Raw genomic sequence first — 21,650 nt, forward strand, 5'->3', positions numbered from 1 at the left:
CAGGCCGTGTCGAAGGCGCCCGCGCCTTGCGCGCCGGCATCGGCGGCCACCGCGATCACCGCCTGCTTGCCCAGCGGCGCCAGGCGGATCTCCTTGGATGGCAGGTCCTGGCCAGCCAGCGGCATGCGTCGCTGGCGCCATGTCTTGAAGGCCTCCGCGGCGTCGGCGTCCTGCGCCAATTGCGCCTGCAAGGCGTCCAGCGCCTCGGTGTAGCGGGCGCGCAGCGCGGCGTCCGCGATCACCACGTCGCCGCTGACCGCCGGGGCGCCCATGACCAGCAGCGCGCCGATTTCGGCGGGGCTGGCCAGCTTGTGCTTGTCATTGCCCGCCAGGGCCGCGAACGCAGGCACCTGTCCAAGCCCGTTCGGCGCTTGCAGGCCGCGGGTGTCGATCTCGTCGCCCACGGCCGGGAAAGCGCGCACCGCGACCCGTTTGCCGCTGCGTTCCATGGCCGCGCCCATGCGCCAGGCGCTGTCGAAGGCCTGCTGGTCGAGCTTGGCGCCCGCCACCATCAACACCGGCTTGCCGGGCAGGGTGCTCCAGGCCTCGTCCAGGCTGCCGATGGCCGAGGCGTCGTAGCGATAGCTCAGGCGCGTGCGCGGCGACACCATCAAGGCGTTGGCGGTGGCGCGGTTGCTCTCGCACTGGCGTTGCGCGATTTCCGATTGCCAGTCCACCGCCAGGCGCACGAAGCCCGTGTCGCGCACGCGCTGTTCCACGTTCAGCTTGCGCGTGGCCGAACCCTCGCCGTCGGCGATGCGCTGGGCGGTCTGCGGCACGCCGTCCACCCACAGCACCATGCTGGCGCGGCCCGGTTCGCCCTTGATGTAGCGCGCGTCGAAGTCCAGCGTGGCGTCGGCTATCGGCACGCCGCGCGGCACCGGCAGGTAGAACTCCTGGCGCGCATCGCTATTGCTCAGCACCACGGGCTCGCGGATGCCCAGGTCTTCCAGGCTGGTGTCGCGCGTGACCCAGTCGTCGCCCAGCAAGCGCCGCAAGGCGTCGCCCGCGGGACTGGCTATCGCTCCCAAGGGGAGCAGCAACCCGGCGGCGATCAGGGCGCGGCAGAGGGTGCGGGCGGCGTGGGAATGCGGGGCATGATGCATGGAGGCTCCGGGGGTGGGGGCAGGGACGGCTAGCGGACCGCAGCCTGTGCTTGAGGCGAAAACTCGGTTACGGCTCGGCCGCAAAGCGCGTCGACGATGCGCTGGCTGGCGAGGCCATCGCCATAGGGATTGATGCGGCGCGAGAAAGAGGCGTGCAGTTCCGGGTGGTCGAGCAGGCGGTTCACTTCGGCCAGGATGCGCTGGGTGTCGCTGCCGACCAGCGTCACGGTGCCGGCCTGCACGGCTTCCGGACGCTCGGTGACGTCGCGCATCACCAGCACCGGCTTGCCCAGGTAGGGCGCTTCTTCCTGCACGCCGCCCGAATCCGTCAGGATCAGGTAGGCGCGTTGCATGAACCAGACGAAGTCCAGGTAATCCAGCGGGGCGATCAGATGCACGCGCGACAGGCCGTCCAGCTGCGTCATCACCACGTTGCGTACCTGCGGATTCAGGTGCACGGGATAGACGATCTGCAGATCCTCGCGCCGGGCCAGTTCGGCCAGGGCGGCGCAGATATGCCGGAAGCCATCGCCGAAGCTCTCGCGCCGGTGTCCGGTGACCAGCAGCAGGCGGCGCTGCGGATCCAGCCAGCCGTAGCGCGCCGCCAGCTGCTGCGCCAGCGCGCCTTCGGGCGCGAGCTTGCCGCAGGTCAAGGCCAGCGCGTCGATCACGGTATTGCCGGTGACCGTGATGCGCCCCGACAGGTTTTCACGCAGCAGGTTGGCGCGCGATTGCGCGGTGGGCGCGAACAGCCAGTCGCCCACCGCATCGACCACGCGCCGGTTCATTTCCTCGGGGAAGGGCTTGGCCAGGTCACCGGTGCGCAGGCCGGCTTCGACGTGGCCGATGCGCGCGCGGCGGTGGAACGAGGCCAGCGCGCAGGCCGATGCGGTGCTGGTGTCGCCATGGACGAGCACGCAGTCGGGCTGCTCCGCCTCCAGCACGCTGTCCACCCGGCTGATCAGCCGCGCGTACAGGCCGTTGAGCGTCTGGTTGGGCACCATGATGTCCAGGTCGTGCTGCGCCCGCAGATCGAACAGGGCCATCACCTGATCCAGCATCTCGCGATGCTGGCCGGTCACGCAGACGACGCTCTGGATCTGGGGTTCGCCTTGCAGCGCGGCCACCAGGGGCGCCATCTTGATCGCTTCGGGACGGGTCCCGAATATGGAAAGGACTTTCATCGCAAGAACGGGCCCCCTGCGCCGGTGGCATTTTCTTGCGTAGATTATGGATTGAAAGTATTCGTAATATGTGACGGTTTATTTCAACAAAGGGGGGGTATCGGAAAATTTGGGGACATCTGTTGCTTTCGCGCGATGACCATGGCCTATCGGGCGTCGGCCGCCGGCCATTGGAAGCGTTGCGCCACCTTGTCGAGAAAGCGGCCGGCAGCCTCGCGGTGGTACTCGGAAGAGCGCGCGACGCCCTGGCCGGCAGCCTCCAGGTCCAGCATCGCGTTCAGGTCACTGTTGAGCGAAGCGTTGAAGCCGCGCTTGGTGATCGCCAGCGCCGCCATGGGCAGTTCGGCCATGGACAGCGCGATCTGCCGCGCGCGCTCGTGGATTCGTTCCTGCGGCTGGATTTCGAACACGATGCCCATCTCCTTCGCTTCCTCGGCCTGGAACTCGCGCGTGGAGAAGGCCAGTTCCTTGGCGCGTTGCAGGCCCACCATGCGCGGCAGGGTGTACATGGTGGCGCAGTCCGGGATGGCGCCCAGCCGCAGGAAGGACAGGCAGAAGCGGGCCCGCGGCGAGGCCAGGATCAGGTCGGCGGTCAGGGCCAGGCCCAGCCCGGCGCCGTAGGCTGGGCCGTCGACCGCCGCGATCACCGGACGGTCCAGCGTGATCAGGCCTTCTATCGTCTGCAGCAGGCCGGCCATGCGCTCGCGCGCTTCTTCGGCGGAGCCGCCCGAGCCCATGGTGGATATGTCGCCGCCCGAGCAGAAGGCCCCGCCGGCGCCGGCCAGGATCACGACGCGCACGCCGCGGTCGCGCCGGATCGTGCCCACCAGGTGAGCCAGCTCTTCGCGCATGACCATGTCCAGCGCGTTGCGCTGGGCGGGACGGTTCAGGGTGATGGTGGCGACGCCGTCTTCCACGGCATAGAGCAGGGTCTTGAACTCGCTAGAGATGACTTGCATCGTATCGGTCTCCATGTCTGCCTTTCATGATGGCCTGGCCGCGCGATGCGGGCCTGGCCGCAAGCTGTCGCGGGCCGTCAGGCGATGGCGCCGCGTTCGCGCAATGCCTGGATCTCGGCTTGCGCCAAGCCCAATTCCGCCAGCAGTTCTTCTGTGTGCGCGCCGGGCGCGGGTACGGTGCCGGCCTGTCCCGGCGTGCGCGAAAGGCGCGGCGCGGGGGCGGGATGCACGCTGCCGCCGGTTTCGATGAAGCTGCCGCGCGCCTGATGGTGGGGATGCCGCGGCGCTTCCTCGAAGTCGAGCACCGGCGCGAAGCAGGCGTCCGTGCCTTCGAGCAGCGCACACCATTGCTCGCGGGTCTTGCCGGCAATGATGCCGGCCAGCTTGGCGCGCAGCTGCGGCCATTGCGCGCGCTCCCATTGCTGCTGGAAGTCCGGGTCGTCGATGCCGCAGCGTTCCAGCAGCAGGCGATAGAACTGCGGTTCGATCGCGCCGATGGAAACGTATTTGCCATCCGCGCAGGCATAGCAGCCGTAGAAGTGGGCGCCGCCGTCCAGCATGTTGGATTGGCGCTGGTTGATCCAGCTGCCGTCTCGCAGCTTGCCGTGGTAGGCGCTGGCCAGCAGCGAGGCGCCGTCGCAGATGGCGGCGTCCACCACCTGGCCCCGGCCCGTGCGGCCGGCCTCGAGCAGGCCGCAAAGCACGCCGAAGGCCAGCATCATGGCGCCGCCGCCCATGTCGCCGACCAGATGCAGCGGTGGCGTCGGCGGCAGCCCGGCGTGTCCCATGGCGTGCAGCGCGCCGGTGATGGCGATGTAGTTCAAGTCATGGCCCGCAGCCTGCGCCAGCGGGCCATCCTGGCCCCAGCCCGTCATGCGGCCGTACACCAGTCGCGGGTTGCGCGCGAGGCACTCGTCGGGCCCCAGGCCCAGCCGTTCCATGACGCCTGGCCGAAAACCTTCCAGCAGGGCGTCGGCCTTGTCCAGCAGCCGCAGCACGATGTCGGTTGCGCCGGGTTTCTTGAGGTCCAGCGCGATCGTGCGGCGTCCCCGATCGATGAGGGTGCCGCCGCCGCCCAGGAACCCGGGCGCCAGCCGGTCGATGCGGATCACGTCCGCACCCATGTCCGCCAACATCATGGCGCAAAAGGGGCCGGGCCCGATGCCGGCCATTTCCACCACCGTAAATCCGCTCAGGGGACCAGCCATGTCTATCGTCACTCCATGATGTATCGGGTTCTCAGGATTCGAAGAATTCGGCGCGCGCGTCCAGGATGATCTGGACGTACTGCTCCATGTTGGCGTCCATGCGGTGGGTCGGGCCGACGATGGAAAGGGCGGTCAGCTGCCCGCCCACGCGTCCCGCAATGCCGACGGCCGATACGCCTTCATTGCCTTCGTCGCGGCTGTTGAAGTAGTGCTTGGGCAACTGCGACTCGATCTGCGCGCGCAAGGTATCGGGGTTGGTGATAGTGCTGGCCGTGACGTGTTCGAACGGCAGCGTATCGATGAGCGCATTGCGTTCCGCCGCGTCCATCTCGCCCAGCAGGGCCTTGCCCAATGCCGCAGCCTGCAGGTCGAAGGTGGTGCCGGCCTTCACCACGTAGCGCAAGGCGCGGGGGCTCTCCTGGCTGGCGTAGATCTTCACCTTGTTGCCGTCGAGCAAGCCGCACATCGACGATTCGCCCGACTGGCGCGTCAGGATCTCCAGTGCCTCCGAAGCGAAGGACTGCAGCGGGTCGGCCGCCGAGATGCCCTGGGCCACATCGAGCAGCCTGCCTGTAGGGTGGAAGTAGCGCGATTTCGGCGTGCGCAGCAGGTAGCCCGCCTGGCGCAGCGTGTAGAGCAGGTCCGAGCAGCTGCTGTCGGCCAGATCGAGAAAGCGCGCCATTTCCGAATTCGTCAGGGGACGGCGTTCCCGCGCATAGACTTCGAAGACTTGCAGTACACGCTGTGCGGTAGGGAGGATTTGCGGCATAGGATGTCGGAGTTGAGTGGGGAGCCGGCCCGGGCGGTTGCGTAGTCGGTCATTTCAACGCGGAAATGCCCAGCACGCTCTGTGCCATCAGCAGGGCCTGGATCTGGTTGGTGCCTTCGGCAATGCTCAGGTGGCGGGCGTCGCGGTAGTAACGCTCGACAGGGAACAACGTGGTGTAGCCCGCGCCGCCATGCACCTGCATGGACAGCTCCGCCACGCGCAGCACGGCGTCGGTGGCGTGGCGCTTGGCCATCGAACATAGCATCTGGCTGTCGGCGGCGTTGCGGTCCAGCGCGTCGGCGGCACGCCAGCACAGCAGGCGCGAGGTTTCGACCAGCGTCATCATGTCGGCGATCATATGCTGGACCAGCTGGAAGCCGCCGATGGGCCGGCCGAACTGGACCCGGTCGCCGGCGTATTTTACCGCTGCCTCATAGGCCGCCTCGGCAATGCCCAGCGCCGAGAACGCCACCACGCAGCGGCCGATGTTGAGGTATTTCTTGGCCAGCGCGAAGCCCTTGCCCTCGGTGCCGATCAGGTTGGCCGCGGGGATCTCCACATCTTCGAACAGCAGCTCGCCCAGCGGGCAGCTCAGCATGCCCATCTTGTCGATGGGACTGGAAGAGAAGCCCGGCATGGCGCGCTCGAACAGCAGGCAGGACACGCCGCGCTCGCCGTTCTGACGCTGGGTCTGCACGAACACCACGCCCAATTCGCATACCGTGCCCAGGCTGATGTAGAGCTTGCGGCCATTGACGCGCCAGCCAGTGGCGGTTTCGACGGCGCGGGTTTCGACATTGGCGGCGTCGGAGCCGATGTTGGGTTCGCTGAGCGCGAAGCTGGCGATCGCCTCGCCCGAGAGGACGCGCGGCAGGTACTTTTCCTTGAGATAAGGCGAGCCGCCGTCGCTCAGCACCGAGGCGGCGAGATTGCTGGTGCTGACGATGCTGCGCAGCGATGGCCAGACGCGCGCCAGCTCGGCTATCAGCATGCCGTAGGTCGTCATCGGCAAGCCATAGCCGCCGTCTTTTTCCTGCAGCATGCCGCCGAGGAGGCCGAAGTCGCGCATGGCGCGGACCATTTCCTGCGGCACCACGCGGGCTTCGGCCTCGTAGCGGTTGACGATGGGTGCGACTTCGGCCGTCAGGTAGCGGCGCAGCGAATCGCGCAATTCGATCTGGGTGGAGTCCAGTGAGAAGTCCATGCGGGTCCTAGGCGGGTATGGTCGAAGAGAGAAATCCGGCGGCGGTCATGACAGGCGCAGCCCCAGGCCGGCATCGGCGTCGGGCCGCAGGCCGATCAGCGCGTCCAGCGGCATCGCGCCTTGTCCCTCGACGCCGACCCAGACCGGGTTGAGCTCCATTTCCTGCAAGGCGTCGCGGTGGCTCCAGGCGAAATCCGAGACCCGCAGGATCAGCTCCTCCAGCGCGGCGAGATCGGCCGGCGCCTGGCCGCGCACGCCGTCCAGCACTTCGGCGTAGCGGATCTCGCGCAACAGCGCGCGCGCATCGTTGCGCGACAGCGGCAGCATGCGGTGGGCCACGTCGCGAATGGTCTCGACGAAGATGCCGCCCAGGCCGAAGGTCAGCACCAGGCCGAAGGCCGCATCGCTGTGCACGCCGACCAGCACCTCGCGGCCGCCCGGCGGCAGCATGCGCTCCACCAGGATGCCGTCGATGATGGCGTCCGGACTATGGCGCGCGACCGACTCATGGATGGCCGCATAGGCCTCCCGCGCCGCGGCGGCGCTGGCGATGCCCAGCTTGACTCCACCCGCTTCGGTCTTGTGCGCGATCTGGGCGCTGACCACCTTCATCACCACGGGAAAGCCCAGGCGCTCGGCCTCGCGGGCCGCCTGCTCGGCGCTGGCGACCACCAGCCCCTCAGGAATCGGCAGGCCGGCTTCGCGCAGCAAGGATTTGGCCGCGGCTTCGCTAAGCATGCGGGCCGGCAGGACGGCGTCATCTGCGTGCCTGGAGGCAGTAGCCGTCCCGCCTTCGGGTCGCTGCCACGGTATGGCTTTGGACAGGGCCGCGATCGCGTCCGACAAGGACAGGAAGGGCAGCAGCCCGGCGGCTTCCAGCAGCTGGAAGCCGCCGCCCAGGCGCCGGCTCATCCAGACCGGCACGATCAGGGTGTCGGTTTCGGCCGCCACCGTGGCGATGGCCTGCGCCATGCCGTCGGTGATGGACCCGTAGTCCATGGGGATGGGGAACAGCACCGTGCCCACCGCGGGGTCGGCGCATATCGCGCGCAGGCAGGCGGCCGAAGCTTCGGGGTTGCGCAGGATGTCGGCAGTGGTGTCGACCGGATTGTCCATGCTGGCGAAATCCGGCAACAGCTTGCGCAAGGCGGCCTTGGTCTCGGGCGTGAACACTGCCATCGGCAAGCCGGCGGCGCCGGCAATGTCGGCGGCCAGCGCGGCGGTGCCGCCCGAGAAGGTATAGATGCACAGGCCGTTGCCGCTTTTGGGGGTAATGCGCGTCAGCAGGCGTGAGACTGCCAGCAGCTGGTCCAGGTCATCCACTTCAATCGCGCCGAACTGGCGGAACACGGCGCTGTTGACGGCGGCCGTGCCGGCCACCGATGCCGTGTGCGACTGCGCGGCGCGCACGCCGGCTTCGGAGCGTCCCACTTTCAGCACCACCACCGGCTTGTTGCGGGCGCGCGCCAGCTCCAGCGCGGCGGTCAGTCGCCTGCCATGTTTCACGCCTTCCATCAGCAAGGCGATCACGCTGGTTTGAGGATCGTTCGCCATGTGGGCGATGAAGTCCGGAATCTCCAGGTCGACCTCGTTGCCAGCGGAAAACCACAGGCCCACGCCCTGGCCGAAGGACAGGCCCTGCAGCAGGTTGCGGCCCAGTCCGCCGCCCTGGGTCGCCAGGCCGATGGAACCGGTGTTCAGATCGTCCTTGAAGGCGGGGGAAAAGGTCATGCCCAGGCGGTCGCGCACATTGACGAAGCCAGGGCAGTTCGGCCCGTAGACGTGCAAGCCGGTGGCCTCGCACAGCTGGGCGATCTCGCGTTCCAGGCGCTGGCCTTCCTCGCCGGCTTCCGAGAAGCCGGACGTCATGACCACCGCGAATGGAATGCCGCGCGCCGCGCATTGCCGCAGGGAGTCCAGCACCAGCGAGGCGTTGATCATGATCAGGGCCACGTCGATCTCGGACTCGGGCAAGGCGCTGATGGACGGCCAGCAGGGCCGGCCGCCGATTTCCTGATAGGCCGGATTGACCGCGTACACCTCGCCCGGCACCGACGAATGCTGCACCAGGTTGTCGTACAGGCGGCGGCCCTGGCTGGATTCGCGGGCAGAGGCGCCGACCACGGCGATATTGCGCGGATTGGTGAAGCGGGTCAGGTCTGCGAACGGTTTCATGCCGCGTCCTCCATGGACCGCAGCACCATGGCGAAATCGGCCTGGACCACCACCTCGCCGCGCTGATTGATGGCTTCGCGCCGGAACACCACCTTGTCCTTGCCGGGCCGGTATTGCCCGGCCTTTTCCGTCACCGTCACCCGCACCACGATGGTGTCGCCGATGAAGGTGGGCTTGGGAAAGCGGCAATTGATGTCGATCAGCGCCAGTACGTAGGGCTCCAGCTGGCGGTAGCCGCTGGACTGGGTGGTCAGTCCGGACAGCACGGACAGCACCAGCAGGCCGTGGGCGATGCGCTGGCCGAAGGGCGTGGCGCTGGCGTATTCATGGTCGACGTGCAGGCGGTTGAAATCGCCCGACAGGCAGGCGAAGTTGACGATGTCGCTCTCGGTAATGGTGCGGCCGGCGGACTCGAAGCTGTGGCCGACTTCCAGGGGCTGCTGGATGGGATGCGGGGACTGGCTGGCTGGGCTTGCGCTTTGCATGGCTGATCGGATTCCGGAGTGGAGAGGCGTCTTACGAAGCGTAGCGGCCGCCAGTCACGTGCAGCAGCTCGCCCGTGATGAAGGAGGACCGCTCGGATGCCAGGAAGGCCACGGCGTTGGCGATGTCCTCGACCGCGCCGAGGCGCGGCACCGGCTGGCGCGCCAGCGCGTTGGCGCGCAGGGTTTCGTAGGTGGACAGGCCGCGCACCAGCGGCGTTTCGATCAAGCCCGGGGCGATGGCGTTGGCGGTGATGTTGAACTTGCCCTGTTCCAGCGCCAGCGCGCGGGTAAAGCCGATCAGGCCGGCCTTGGCGGCCGAATAGTTGGTCTGGCCGGGGTTGCCCCAGTGCGCGCGCGAGGCGATGTTGATCACACGGCCCCACTTCCTTTCCATCATGGAGGGCAGGGCGGCCTTGGTGCAGTAGTAAGCGCCTTTGAGGATGGTGTCCACCACCGAGTCCCAATCTTCCACCGGCATTTTGAGCAGGTATTTGTCACGCGTGAAGCCGGCGTTGTTGACCAGGATGTCGATGCCGCCGAACTTGTGCGCGGCCAGCTCGGCCATGGTCTGGACCTGCTCGGGATCGCAGACGTCGAGCACGGCGCCGATGGCGTCGTGGCCGGCCTGCTTCAGGCTGCCGACCGCCTGCTCCACCGATTCGGGGTTGATGTCGGTAATGACGATGCGGGCGCCTTCCTGCGCCAGGGCCAGCGCCGAGGCATAGCCGATGCCGCGGCCGGAACCCGTGATGACAGCGACTTTACCGGTGAGTTGCAGGTCCATCTTCATTCCCCTTCTGTAGCTGATGGTGCCCGGCGCCCTGAGCCCGAAATCCGATATCTCGAGACTGCGCCAAGCAGGTTTGAATGTATTCCGAGGTTCCGAATGAATATACACATCATCGGAAATGTTGACAATTAATATCGGCACGTCGTTATACTGTTCGGCATGTCGGAATAAGTTGGCCCGACATTCCCATATCTCTAAAAAATGGAAGGAGATCGACTCATGGCAATGTTGAAGGGATTGTTGGCCGCGGTACTGAGCCTGGCTGCCGTCGGGGCAGCTAGCGGGGCCGACGCTTATCCGGACAAGCCGGTGCGGGTGTACGTGGGCTTCGCGCCCGGCGGCGCCACCGACCTGCTCGCCCGCCTGTACGCCAAAAAGCTCGGCGAACGTTTCAACCAGACTTTCATCGTGGAAAACCGCCCGGGGGCCGGCGGCAACATCGCAATCCAGGCGCTGACGCAGGCCCCGGCCGACGGCTACACCATTGCGATGGCGGCCAACTATGTGGCGGCCAACGCCGCCATGAAGCGCAACCCCTACGACTGGGAGCGCGACCTGATGCCCATAGGCATGGTGGCGTCCACGCCGAACATTCTGGTGGTGCCGCCCGGCTCCAACATCCAGGGCGTCGACGACCTGATCCGCAAGGCCAAGGCGGGCGGCAACAAGCTGACCTTCGCCTCGGCCGGCATGGGTTCGTCCATCCACCTGGCGGGCGAACTGTTCAAGGTCATGGCCGGGGTCGACATGACCCACGTGCCCTACAAGGGCGTGTCGCCGGCGGAAGTGGACCTGATGTCGGGCACCGTGGACATGATGTTCGGCAGCGTTTCCACCGCCATCCCGCTGGTGCAATCCAAGAAGCTGAAGGCGCTGGCCGTGACCGGGCGCGAACGCATGAAGGCGATGCCGGACCTGCCCACCATCGAGGAGGCCGGCCTCAAGGGCTACGACGTCGAAGCGGTGTATTTCATGGCCGCGCCCGGCAAGGTGCCGGCGCTGGTGCTGAAGAAGCTGGCTGAAGCCGTGGCCGACATCAACAAGCAGCCCGACGTGCAGGAGTTCATGGACCGGATCTACGCCCGGCCCCTGACCGGCGGCCCGGAAGAGGCCCGCGCCTTCCTGAAGTCCGAAGTGAAGAAGTGGCAGGCCGTGGTCGACGCCACCGGCATGAAGGTGGATTGACGCGCGGCAACGGGTCCGCCCGGCGGATTCGCAACAGCGGGCGCCACAAGCCCGCGGCATATAGAACTATCAGGAGACATACATGAACACACGCAGGCGAAACACGCTGGCAGTGCTGGCCAGCCTGATGACAGCGATGGCCTTGCCGCAGATGTCGCGCGCGGCCGATGGCTACCCGAACAAACCTTTGCGCCTGATCGCGCCCAGTTCGCCGGGCGGGATCCTGGACATCACCAGCCGGATCGTCGGCAAGAAACTGTCCGAACGATTGGGGCAGCCGGTGGTGGTGGAAAACATGGCTGGCGCGGCCGGCATCCTGGGCATGCAAGGCCTGCTGCGCGCCGAGCCCGACGGCTACACGATGGTCATGGGCAGCAGCGGGCCCAATGCGGTCAATTACACGCTGTACAGCAAACTGCCTTACGCGATGTCCGACTTCGCTCCGGTGATCCGCATCATCACCATGCCGAATGCGCTGGTGGTCAATGCCAATGCGCCGGTCAAGACGCTGGCGGAGTTCCGTGACTATGCCCGCAAGAAGCAGGGCAACCTGTCCATGGCCGTTTCCATGATCGGCACGTCGGGTCACCTGGGCGGAGAGCTGCTGAAGAACCGCCTGGATTTCACCGCGGTAACCGTGCCCTACAAGGGCGCGGCGCCGGCGACCAATGACCTGGTCGCGGGCCAGGTCGACTTCACGGTCGAGAACGTCATCACCGTGGCGCCGCTGGTCAAGGCCGGCAGGCTGCGGGCGCTGGCCGTCACCACCCGCGAGCGCAGCCAGATCCTGCCCGACGTGCCGACGCTGGCCGAGCAAGGCTATCCCGATGTGGACGTCGGCGCCTGGCTGGGCGTGCTGGTCGCGGCGCGCACGCCGCCGGCCGTGGTCGCACGCCTGAACACGGAGCTCAACGCGGTCCTGGCCGATGAAGAGGTGAGGAAGCAGCTGGCGCAGCAGGGCGGCATTCCGCTGGGCGGCACGTCGGCCGAGTTCGACAGCTTCATCCGCTCGGAAAAGGACCGCTGGGAAAAAATCATCAAGGCCGCCGGCATCAAGGCGGAATGAGCCGCATGCTGGCGGCTGGACGCCGCCGGCATGCACAGGGAGGCATGATCCATGGCAATCGATTATCAAAACCTGCGCAACTGGAAGTTCGAGGACCGCATCGACCGCTACAGCCCGCGAGACTGCATGATCTATGCGCTGGGCCTGGGCTACGGCAGCGATCCAGCCAACGAAGGCGAACTGCGCTACGTGCATGAGGAAGGGACGGCCGTGGTGCCGACCTTCCTGGCCACCATTGGCGCGCCCAACGGCTGGGCGGCCGATCCGGCCACCGGCATAGACTGGGTGAAGATCCTGCATGGCGAGCACCGCATGACCTTCCATGCGCCGCTGGCCGCGGCCGGGGGAGTGCGCAGTCAGACCCGCGTCACGCGGGTGGTGGACAAGGGCGCCAGCAAGGGCGCGCTGGTGGTGACCGTGCGCGATATTTCCGACGCCGATAGCGGCGCGCCGCTGGCGACGGTGGAGCACGTGTCGTTCTGCCGCGCCGACGGCGGTTTCGGCCAGGGCGATGAAGCGCCCGAGGCCCTGCCGGCCACGCCCGGCCGCGAACCCGATCAGGTCGTGCTGCTGTCCACGTTGGCGCAGCAGGCCTTGCTCTATCGCCTGAACGGCGACCTCAATCCGGTGCACGCGCTGCCGCACATGGCGCGCGCGGCCGGCTTCGACCGGCCCATCCTGCATGGCCTGTGCACTTACGGTATGGCGGCGCGGGCCTTGCTGCAGGCCTGCGCGCCTGCGGCGCCACAACGCCTGGGCGCCATCGCCGCGCGCTTTTCGGCGCCGTTTTTCCCGGGCGAGACGCTGCGGGTGGAAATATGGCGCGACGGCGACAGCCTGCAATTCCGCGCATTGGCCCACGAGCGCGGCACGGTGGTGCTGAGCAACGGCGTCGCCAGCCTGGCGCATTGAGCAAACTGGAGAGTCCTCATGTCTGCACTTGAAGACCATGCGCGCGAGATGCCCGACCGCATCGCCTATCGCATGATTCCGTCCGGAACCACGGTGACCTGGCGCGAGCTGGAGCAGCGCAGCCGCAAATGCGCGGCGGCCCTGCTGGATGCCGGCCTGCAGGCCGGCGACGTGATCGCGGTATTCCTGGAAAACCATCCGCGCTTCTTCGAACTGCTGTGGGCCGCGCATCGTGTCGGCCTGTACTACACCACCATCAGCCGCCACCTGAAGCGCGAAGAGGCGCGCTACATCATCGACAACTGCGACGCGCGCGTGCTGTTCTATTCCGGCCACACCCAGGCCGAAACGGATGCGGACAGCCTGGATGCGCGCGGCGTGCTGCGCGTCTGCATGGACGGCGCGGACGCCAGCGCGATCCCGTACGAGGCCTGGACCGGCCGCTATGCCGATGACGTGGTCCTGCCCGAAACCCCGGAAGGCACGGATTTCCTGTATTCGTCCGGCACCACCGGCCTGCCCAAGGGCATCAAGCGCCCGCTGTCAGTGGCCAACCGCTACTTCCGCGTCGGCGATGCGCCCAGCAGCGCCTGGAAGGCCTTCGACCGCGACACGGTCTATCTGTCCACCGCGCCGTTCTATCACGCGGCCCCGGTGCGCTGGAACATGGCGGCGCTGCGCGCGGGCGGCAGCTGCGTCATGATGGAAAAATTCGACGCGGCCGCGGCGCTGGAGGCCATCGCCGCCTACGGCGTCACGCATTCGCAATGGGTGCCGACCATGTTCATCCGCCTGCTGCGGCTGCCGCAGGAAGCGCGTGCGCGCCACGACCTGTCCTCGCTGCGCTACGCGGTGCATGCGGCCGCGCCATGCCCGGTCGACGTCAAGGAAGCCATGATCGCGTGGTGGGGGCCGATCCTGTACGAGTACTACAGCGGCACCGAACTGGTAGGGCGCACCTCGCTGGGCTCCGAAGAATGGCTGGCGCACCGCGGCTCGGTCGGCAGGCCGGAATTTGGCCAGGCCCACATCGTGAGCGAGGACGGGCTGAACGAATTGCCCGCGGGCCAGCCCGGCGTCATCTACTTTTCCGGCGGCGGTTCCTTCGAATACCACAAGGATCCGGCCAAGACGCGCGGCGCTTACAACGCGCGCGGCTGGGCCACTTATGGCGACATCGGATACCTGGACCAGGACGGCTATCTGTATCTGACCGACCGTCTGTCCAACATGATCGTGTCGGGCGGGGTCAACATCTATCCCCAGGAAGCGGAGAACCTGCTGAGCACGCATCCGGCGGTGGCCGACGTGGCAGTGGTCGGCGTGCCGAACGACGAGTTCGGCGAGGAGGTCAAGGCGGTCGTGCAATTGCGCGATCCCGCCGCTGCCAGCTCCGACCTGGCGCAGCAGCTGATCGACTATTGCCGTGACCGGATCTCGCCCATCAAGTGCCCGAAGAGCGTGGACTTTTCCAGCGACATGCCGCGCACCGAGACCGGCAAGCTGCTCAAGCGCCTGGTCAAACAGCGCTACTGGCCGCAAGCCTAGGGAGGCCCACCATGACACAGGAGACGGCATGAACCGGCAGCGCAAGCTTTTCTCGGCGGAGCATGAACTGTTCCGCGACACCGTGGCGCGCTTCATTGCGGACGAGATCACGCCCCACCACTACCAATGGGAACAGGAAGGCCTGGTGCCGCGCGAGCTGTGGCGCAAGGCCGGCGCGGCCGGCATCCTGCTGCCCAGCACGCCCGAGGAATACGGCGGGGGCGGCGGCGATTTCCTGCACACCATCATCGTGGTGGAGGAGATCGCCCGCGCGCTGGCCACCGGCGTCACCGGCTTCACCACCCATTCCGACATCGTCGCGCCCTATCTGCTGAACTTCGGCACCGAGCGCCAGAAGCTGCGCGACCTGCCCGGCATGGCCCAAGGCGACATCGTGGCATCCATCGCGATGACCGAGCCGGGCGCGGGCAGCGACGTCAAGGCGATCCGCACTGCGGCGGCCAGGGCGCAGGGCGGCTACGTCATCAACGGCCAGAAGACCTTCATCACCAACGGCTTCCATGCCGACCGCGTGCTGGTGGTGGCCAAGACCGATCCCGCCGCCGGCGCACGCGGCATCAGCCTGTTCTGGGTCGACACCGCGACGCCCGGATTCACGCGCGGCCGTCTCCTGGACAAGGTCGGGCAGAAGGCGCAGGACACGGCCGAACTGTTCTTCCAGGACATGTTCGTACCGGACGAGGACATGCTGGGCGAACCGGGCCAGGGCTTCGGCTACCTGATGAAGGAACTGGTGCGCGAGCGCCTGATGATCGCGGTGCGCTGCGCCATGGCGCTGGAGAGCGCGCTGCAATGGACGGTGGACTACACCAAGGACAGGCGCGCGTTCGACAAGGCCTTGATCGACAACCAGCACATCCGTTTCAAGCTGGCCGACATCAAGACCCTGGCCGCCGCCACCCGCGCCTTCGTCGACGGTTGCGTGCAGCAATACCTGGACGGCGAACTCGACGCCGGCGGCGCGGCCATGGCCAAGCTGTGGGCGTCTGAAGCCACCAGCGCCATCGACGACCTGCTGCAGTTCCACGGCGGTTACGGCTACATGCGCGAATACCCGATAGCCCGCGCCTACACCGACGTGCGGCCCAACCGGATTTACGGCGGCGCTTCGGAGGTCATGCGCGAGCTGATCGCCCGGACGCTTTGAACCTTCTTCTTCGACTTCGACAGGAACAGATCCCTACATGAGCAAGCATCTATCGAAATCGGTCGCCATCGTCGGCGCCGCCGAATCCGACCTGGGGAAAGTGCCCGGGATGACCTCGTTGGACCTGCAGGCGCAGGCCGCCGGCCGCGCCCTGCGCGATGCAGGGCTGACGCTGCAGGACGTCGACGGCGTGTTCGCGCACGTCGACGACAAGTTCGCCGGCCTGCATCTGGCGGAATACCTGGGCATACGGCCGCGCTACGTGGATTCGACCAGCGTGGGCGGCATGTCCAGCGTCATGCACATCCGCCACGCCATGGCCGCCATCGAGGCCGGCATGTGCGAGGTGGCGCTGGTGGCCTACGGCAGCACCCAGTTGTCGGACGGCACGCGCAAGGTGGGCGGCACGCCCGAGGACATGCGCCTGCCGCGCGGACAGTTCATCACGCCTTATGGGCAGTTGAGCCCCATAGGCTATTACGCGATGGTGGCGCAACTGCACATGCAGCGCTACGGCACTACCCACAAGGACTTGGCAGAAGTCGCGGTGGCGGCGCGCAAGTGGGCGCAGCTCAATCCCAAGGCCTACCGCCGCGAGGACACCTCGATCGAGGAAGTCATGGCTTCCAAAATGATTGCCGACCCCTTGCGCCAGCGCGATTGCTGCCTGGTGACCGACGCCGGTGGCGCCGTCATCATCACCTCCGCCGCGCGTGCCCGCGAGCTCAAACGGCCGCCGGTCTACGTGATGGGCATCGCCGAATCCTTCTCGCACCATTACACGCCCTTCAATACGGCGGACTGGCTGGACACCAATGTGGCGCAAACGGCAGATGCCGCGCTCGCCATGGCCGGCGTCACGCGCGCGGACATCGACGTGGTGCAGATCTACGACCACTTCACCATCGGCGTGATCCAGTCGCTGGAGGAGCTGGGTTTCTGCAAACGCGGGGAGGGCGGCGCCTTCGTGGCGGACGGACGCCTGGCCCCTGGAGGCGACTTCCCCATCAATACCTCGGGCGGCGGCCTGTCCTACAACCATCCCGGCCAGTTCGGCATGCTGCTGCTGCTCGAAGCCGTGCACCAATTGCGCAAGGAATGCGGCGAGCGCCAGCTGCCCCGCGCCGAACTGGCCCTGGTGCATGCGCCCGGCCTGGTTTTTTCCTGCAACACCACCCTGATACTCGGAGTCTGACCATGGAACTAGCCCAACGCCCGCTGCCGCAACCGACCCGGATCACCCAGCCCTACTGGGATGCCGCGAAGGAACACCGCCTGGTCGTCCAGCAATGCGGCTGCTGCAAGACGCGCCAGTTCTATCCGCGCGAATTCTGCACGGCCTGCCTGTCCGACAGCGTCGAGTGGATCGAGTCCGCCGGCCAGGGAACCGTCTACACCTACACCATCAACCGGCGCCCGAGCAACGCGGCCTTGAGCGGGAAAGTGCCTTATGTCGTCGCCATGATCGACCTGGACGAAGGCGTGCGCATGATGGCCAACATCATCGACAGTCCGCCCGAGGCGGTCAGGATAGGCAGCAGGGTGCGGGTGTGCTTCGAGCAGGTGTCGGATGACATCACGTTGCCGCAGTTCAAGCTGGAAGCCTGATTGCGCGGCGCGGGAATCGGGTGATCTTGCCTTGCGTACAAAGAAAAAACCGGTCCAACTGGGAAGTTGGACCGGTCTTAGTCTTGCGTCTGCGGTATTTGGTGGAGCCGGGGGGAATTGAACCCCCGTCCGCAAGCCCTCTGCAATCAGTTCTACATGCGTAGTCGATTTATTTGGATTTAACCTTGGACTTAGCCAACCGACAGGCCGGACCAAAGCGATTCACGTAATTTAAATTTGAACCGTGTGACCCCAGTTCAAACCGATTCCTTGTGAATGTCGCTGCTGCGGTTCGAGGGTTACCCCCCTAGGAAGTTGCCTTCCTCCGCCTGACCCAAGGACAGATCAGTGCAGCGGCTCACCGCTTAAGCGGCGAGAGCGAAACGCTCGTCGTTGGCGTTTGTAGTGTTTCCAGTGGTTTAACGAGCGTACTGGTGCTCGGCATGCCCTGAGTTGTTTCGCGACCCACGTCGAATCCGGATCGGCCCCAAGAAGATCTATTGTACTGGTAAATGCCATAGCCTGCTGTATCGCCTGTGCCGCCTTGCCCGGGCGTGGCGCGGACGATACAGCAGGCGTTCAGGCAGCGTTGGCGCAGGCCGCCTTGGGCTCGCGGCGCGGGCGGGAGGCGGTCATCAGCGCCAAGGCCAGGATCACGGAAATGCCGACGATGACGGCTGCGGCCCAGCCCAGCGAGGCCAATCCGTAGTTGTCGATGACATGCCCGCCGACCACGGCGCCCAGGCCGATGCCGATATTGGCACCCGAGATATTCAGGGACGCGGCAAAGGCCGGCGCTTCCGGCGCCGATTTCATCAGCCGCACGTGGCAGACGATGAAGAGTGCGGCCTGCGCAATGCCCCAGACGCCGAGCGCCACGGCCAAGAGGCCATGCGACTGCATCACGGGGGCGACCGCCGCCAGTCCGGCCGCCATCAGCGCCGAAAACAGGGCGGTCGCGCCCAACGGGCTACGGTCCACCATGCGGCCGCCCAGGGTATTGCCGACCAGGCCGACGGCGCCAAAGGCCATCATCGTCCAGCCCACGATCTGGCCGTTGAAGCCGGCCAGCCGCTCCAGCATGTCCGCCAGATAGGTGTAGGCGGTGAACATGCCAGTGAAGACCAGCAGCGACAACAGCACGTGGCCCACCACGATGGGATTGCGCAGGATGCGCAACTGCGTGACGAGTTTGACGCTGTCGGCGCGGATGCGGGTGCTGGGGAAGGCGAACAACAGCAGCAACGCCTTGGCGAACGACACCACCGAGAGCACGACAAAGGCGGCGCGCCAGCCGAAGGCGTCCGAAATCAGCACGCCGATGGGTATGCCGAACACCGTGGCCGCGACGATGCCGAAGGCGACCATGGAGATGGCGCGGCCGGCGCGTGCCGGGCCGACCAGCTCCACCGCCGTGGCGCTGGCCAGTGACCAGAACACGGGCAAGGCCAGGGCAGGAACGAAGCGGGCCACGGCCATGACCCAAATGTTGGGCGCCACGGCGGCCAGCGCGTTGGACAGGCCGAACAGCACCAGCACGCTGATGAACAGCCGCTTGCGCTCGATGTTGGCCATGAGCGCTGTCAGCAGCGGGCCGGTCGCCGCCACGGTAAAGGCGAACAGCGTGACGAGCAGGCCGGCTTGGGATACGGTGACGTCCAGGTCGCGGGCCAGGCTGGGCAGCAGCCCGACGATCAGGAACTCTGTCGTCAGGATGGTGAAGCCGGCGGCGGAAAGTAACAGGATGGGCAATAGCATAGGCATTCCTCTGGCGCGGCGCTGGAGGGCGGCGCGCGGGCGGCGGTGTGGGCGGTCTAAAAAAAGGTCAGGGGTGCGCCGGCATGAGCGCCGGGCAAGTGCGTCGGGGCCGAAGGGCGCCGATGCGTGAGAGCAATGGTGGCGGACAGCAGTGTCCGCAACCTGCGGCATGAGCCGGAAAAGGCAATTGGGATGCACCCGCATGCCTTGCATAGGTCACACTTTAAGTGACTTTGGTTTCAGGATAAAGGCCGCGATCCCGGAAAGATTGTTCGACAAAATGAACTAATAGTCGGGAGTCACTGCAAGACCTGGAGCGGGCCGCGCGGCGGCCCGTCCGGTTTGGCTTAGCGCAGGTCGCTGGGCAACAGCGGCTGGATGGCGGACCAGAGTTCCGCGGGGGAGTTGGCGCAGGTTTCCGCTTCCCAGGTCGTGATGTTGTCGTCTTCGCCGACATAGCCGTATGCGGCCGCCACGGCCGGCATGCCCGCGGCGTGGGCGGCCTGGATGTCGCGCAGGTCGTCGCCGACATAGACGCAGCGGTCGATGGCGAAGCCCGCCTCGCGCGCCGCATGCTGTAGCGGCAGCGGATGCGGCTTGGCGTGCGCCGTGGTGTCGCCGCAAACCAGGACCGCGCTGTCGCGCGTCAGGTCCAGGTATTCGACGATCGGCAGGGTCAGGTAGGTGACCTTGTTGGTCACGATGCCCCAGGACAGCCCGCGGCCGCGGATGTCCGCCAGCAGCGTCTCGATGCCGGGAAACAGTTTGCTGTGGACGGTGGAGCTGGCGGCGTAGTCTTCCAGGAACTGCAGGCGGGTCGGCTCGTAATCGGCGTCGCCGGGTTTCAGGTCCAGCGCCACGCGCAGCAGGCCGCGCGCACCCTGGGACGCCACCGGGCGCAGGGCTTCGTACGGCATCGGTTCCAGGCCCTTGCGGGTGCGCTGGCGATTGGCCGCGGCGGCCAGATCGGGGGCGGTGTCGGCCAGCGTGCCGTCGAAGTCGAACAGGATCAGGGCGCTCATTTGCGGGTAGCCATCAGGTAATTGACCGAGGTGTCGGACGACAGGGTGTAAATCTGGGTGATCGGGTTGTATTCCATGCCGCGCATGCTCACCGGTTCCAGCTTGGCGCCGCGAGCGGCCGCCGACAGCTCGCTGGGTTTGATGAACTGGTCATAGCTGTGCGTGCCGCGCGGCAACAGGCGCAGGACATACTCAGCGCCCACGATGGCGAACAGGAATGACTTGGGATTGCGGTTCAAGGTCGAAAAGAAAACCCAGCCGCCCGGTTTGACCAGCGTGGAGCAGGCGCGCACGATCGAAGCCGGATCCGGCACGTGCTCCAGCATTTCCATGCAGGTCACCACGTCGTACTGACCGGGCTGCTCTGCGGCGAGTTCCTCCACGGGAACCTTGCGGTACTCCACCTTCACGCCCGATTCCAGGCCATGCAGGCGTGCAACCTTCAGGGACTTGTCGGCCAGGTCGATGCCGGTGACGTCGGCGCCGCCGTGCGCCATGGCTTCGGACAGGATGCCGCCGCCGCAGCCCACGTCCAGGACCTTCTTGCCCGCCAGGCTGCCGGCGCATTCCTGGATCCATTCCAGCCGCAGCGGATTGATGGCGTGCAGGGGCTTGAACTCGCTTTCGGGATCCCACCAGCGGCTGGCCAGGGCGGCGAACTTGTCCAGTTCAGCCTGGTCGGCGTTGATGGCGGGGCGGACGGTGTCGTGAGTTTGCGTAGTCATGGGCAGGTTCAGCGTAAGGCGACTCTATGACTCTATATATAGAGGGGTCCGTCGCGCCGGGCGAGGGAGGGGCGGCGCAGCCTTGCACCGCTTTGGTGCGTGGCCGGCGAAAAAAAGGGCCTCGCTATGCGAGGCCCCCTTATTGTAGCTAGTCCAGCAATTACTTGCGGCTACCCACGATTTCGATTTCAACGCGACGGTTTTGGGCGCGGCCTTCCTTCGTCTTGTTGGAAGCGATCGGGTTCAGCTCACCCTTGCCTTCCGTGTAGATACGGTTCGGGTCGATACCCTTGCTGACCAGATAGGTCTTGACCGAAGCGGCGCGGCGCTCGGACAGCTTCTGGTTGTAGGCTTCCGTGCCGATCGAGTCGGTGTGGCCCACAGCAATGATGGTTTCGAGATCGATACCGCGAGCTTGCTGGGCGACTTGGTCCAGCAGCTGACGGCCTTCGGGCTTCAGCGTCGACTTGTCGAAGTCGAAGAACGTGTCAGCATTGAACACGACCTTGGCCGCCATCGGGGCCGGCTTCGCCTTCTGTTGTGCAACCGGAACGCCATCGCAACCGGGGATACCGGTGGCCGGGGTCCAGAATGCATCGCGCCAGCACAGTTCGTTCGTGCCGTTCTTCCAAACGTCACCGAACGGGTTGCGCCAGTTGTCCACGGTTTGCGCGGAAGCTACACCAGAGGCCGTGACGGCGGCGAAGGCGAGCGCCAGAGCGAATTTGGAGGGTTTGTTCATGTTTCTCCTCGTTGAGCTTGAAGCTGGATAAGTGAC

The 21,650-nt window shown here is 66.3% G+C and carries 19 protein-coding genes, 1 other RNA gene and 1 pseudogene; 7 read left to right on the top strand and 14 right to left on the bottom strand.

What is annotated here, in order from left to right:
• The 9 genes and pseudogenes from VIR09_RS20210 to VIR09_RS20250 all read right to left on the bottom strand — a co-directional run.
• Positions 1-1,106, bottom strand: a pseudogene (locus VIR09_RS20210) (cellulose biosynthesis cyclic di-GMP-binding regulatory protein BcsB); the annotation flags it as partial.
• A 29-nt stretch (positions 1,107-1,135) separates the two neighbouring features.
• Positions 1,136-2,290: a non-hydrolyzing UDP-N-acetylglucosamine 2-epimerase gene (gene wecB, locus VIR09_RS20215; RefSeq protein ID WP_332014479.1), complete on the bottom strand. Its 1,155-nt coding sequence runs from the start codon at positions 2,288-2,290 to the stop codon at positions 1,136-1,138.
• Positions 2,291-2,436: 146 nt separating this feature from the next.
• Positions 2,437-3,264, bottom strand: a complete 828-nt coding sequence (locus VIR09_RS20220) for an enoyl-CoA hydratase/isomerase family protein (RefSeq protein ID WP_332014480.1) — start codon at positions 3,262-3,264, stop codon at positions 2,437-2,439.
• Positions 3,265-3,326: 62 nt separating this feature from the next.
• On the bottom strand, positions 3,327-4,457 hold the full coding sequence (locus tag VIR09_RS20225; RefSeq protein ID WP_332014481.1) for a CaiB/BaiF CoA-transferase family protein: 1,131 nt from the start codon (positions 4,455-4,457) through the stop codon (positions 3,327-3,329).
• 31 nt (positions 4,458-4,488) lie between these two features.
• Complete coding sequence (locus tag VIR09_RS20230; protein WP_332014482.1) at positions 4,489-5,226, bottom strand: IclR family transcriptional regulator; 738 nt, start codon at positions 5,224-5,226, stop codon at positions 4,489-4,491.
• Between the two features lie 49 nt (positions 5,227-5,275).
• Entirely contained in the window at positions 5,276-6,430 is a 1,155-nt protein-coding gene (locus VIR09_RS20235) for an acyl-CoA dehydrogenase family protein (protein ID WP_332014483.1), read from the bottom strand.
• 45 nt (positions 6,431-6,475) lie between these two features.
• Positions 6,476-8,605 carry an acetate--CoA ligase family protein gene (locus tag VIR09_RS20240; RefSeq protein WP_332014484.1) on the bottom strand — a complete coding sequence of 710 codons (2,130 nt, stop codon included), beginning with the start codon at positions 8,603-8,605 and terminating at the stop codon, positions 6,476-6,478.
• The gene (locus VIR09_RS20245) at positions 8,602-9,090 is read right to left on the bottom strand and encodes a MaoC/PaaZ C-terminal domain-containing protein (protein WP_332014485.1); all 489 of its coding nucleotides are present in this window, start codon (positions 9,088-9,090) and stop codon (positions 8,602-8,604) included. The genes VIR09_RS20240 and VIR09_RS20245 overlap by 4 nt, the downstream gene beginning before the upstream one ends.
• 31 nt (positions 9,091-9,121) lie before the next feature.
• Positions 9,122-9,874, bottom strand: coding sequence for a beta-ketoacyl-ACP reductase (locus tag VIR09_RS20250; protein WP_332014486.1), 753 nt, complete (start codon positions 9,872-9,874; stop codon positions 9,122-9,124).
• Between the two features lie 225 nt (positions 9,875-10,099).
• Here VIR09_RS20250 and VIR09_RS20255 point away from each other — a divergent pair, with 225 nt between their 5' ends.
• The 7 genes from VIR09_RS20255 to VIR09_RS20285 all read left to right on the top strand — a co-directional run bounded on the left by VIR09_RS20255 (position 10,100) and on the right by VIR09_RS20285 (position 17,367).
• The gene (locus VIR09_RS20255) at positions 10,100-11,065 is read left to right on the top strand and encodes a tripartite tricarboxylate transporter substrate binding protein (protein ID WP_332014487.1); all 966 of its coding nucleotides are present in this window, start codon (positions 10,100-10,102) and stop codon (positions 11,063-11,065) included.
• 82 nt (positions 11,066-11,147) lie between these two features.
• Positions 11,148-12,131, top strand: coding sequence for a tripartite tricarboxylate transporter substrate binding protein (locus tag VIR09_RS20260; RefSeq protein WP_332014488.1), 984 nt, complete (start codon positions 11,148-11,150; stop codon positions 12,129-12,131).
• Positions 12,132-12,182: 51 nt separating this feature from the next.
• Positions 12,183-13,043, top strand: coding sequence for a MaoC family dehydratase (locus VIR09_RS20265; protein WP_332014489.1), 861 nt, complete (start codon positions 12,183-12,185; stop codon positions 13,041-13,043).
• Between the two features lie 18 nt (positions 13,044-13,061).
• Positions 13,062-14,591 carry an AMP-binding protein gene (locus tag VIR09_RS20270; protein WP_332014490.1) on the top strand — a complete coding sequence of 510 codons (1,530 nt, stop codon included), beginning with the start codon at positions 13,062-13,064 and terminating at the stop codon, positions 14,589-14,591.
• Positions 14,592-14,619: 28 nt separating this feature from the next.
• Positions 14,620-15,759 carry an acyl-CoA dehydrogenase family protein gene (locus VIR09_RS20275; RefSeq protein WP_332014491.1) on the top strand — a complete coding sequence of 380 codons (1,140 nt, stop codon included), beginning with the start codon at positions 14,620-14,622 and terminating at the stop codon, positions 15,757-15,759.
• A gap of 37 nt (positions 15,760-15,796) precedes the next feature.
• Complete coding sequence (locus VIR09_RS20280) at positions 15,797-16,954, top strand: acetyl-CoA acetyltransferase (protein WP_332014492.1); 1,158 nt, start codon at positions 15,797-15,799, stop codon at positions 16,952-16,954.
• 2 nt (positions 16,955-16,956) lie between these two features.
• Complete coding sequence (locus tag VIR09_RS20285) at positions 16,957-17,367, top strand: Zn-ribbon domain-containing OB-fold protein (protein WP_332014493.1); 411 nt, start codon at positions 16,957-16,959, stop codon at positions 17,365-17,367.
• Between the two features lie 99 nt (positions 17,368-17,466).
• Here VIR09_RS20285 and ssrA read toward each other — a convergent pair.
• The 5 genes from ssrA to ompA all read right to left on the bottom strand — a co-directional run bounded on the left by ssrA (position 17,467) and on the right by ompA (position 21,614).
• Positions 17,467-17,856: a transfer-messenger RNA gene (ssrA, locus tag VIR09_RS20290) on the bottom strand.
• Between the two features lie 90 nt (positions 17,857-17,946).
• Positions 17,947-19,125, bottom strand: a complete 1,179-nt coding sequence (locus tag VIR09_RS20295) for an MFS transporter (protein ID WP_332014494.1) — start codon at positions 19,123-19,125, stop codon at positions 17,947-17,949.
• 347 nt (positions 19,126-19,472) lie between these two features.
• The gene (locus tag VIR09_RS20300) at positions 19,473-20,147 is read right to left on the bottom strand and encodes an HAD-IA family hydrolase (RefSeq protein ID WP_332014495.1); all 675 of its coding nucleotides are present in this window, start codon (positions 20,145-20,147) and stop codon (positions 19,473-19,475) included.
• Positions 20,144-20,872 (bottom strand): bifunctional 2-polyprenyl-6-hydroxyphenol methylase/3-demethylubiquinol 3-O-methyltransferase UbiG, encoded by a 729-nt coding sequence (gene ubiG / locus VIR09_RS20305; protein WP_332014496.1) that lies wholly within the window; start codon positions 20,870-20,872, stop codon positions 20,144-20,146. Before ubiG ends, VIR09_RS20300 begins: the two co-directional genes overlap by 4 nt.
• Before the next feature lie 160 nt (positions 20,873-21,032).
• Positions 21,033-21,614, bottom strand: a complete 582-nt coding sequence (gene ompA, locus VIR09_RS20310; RefSeq protein ID WP_013392385.1) for an outer membrane protein OmpA — start codon at positions 21,612-21,614, stop codon at positions 21,033-21,035.
• Positions 21,615-21,650: the final 36 nt, after the last annotated feature.

This window comes from Achromobacter sp., from assembly GCF_036567245.1.
Taxonomy (GTDB): domain Bacteria; phylum Pseudomonadota; class Gammaproteobacteria; order Burkholderiales; family Burkholderiaceae_B; genus Achromobacter.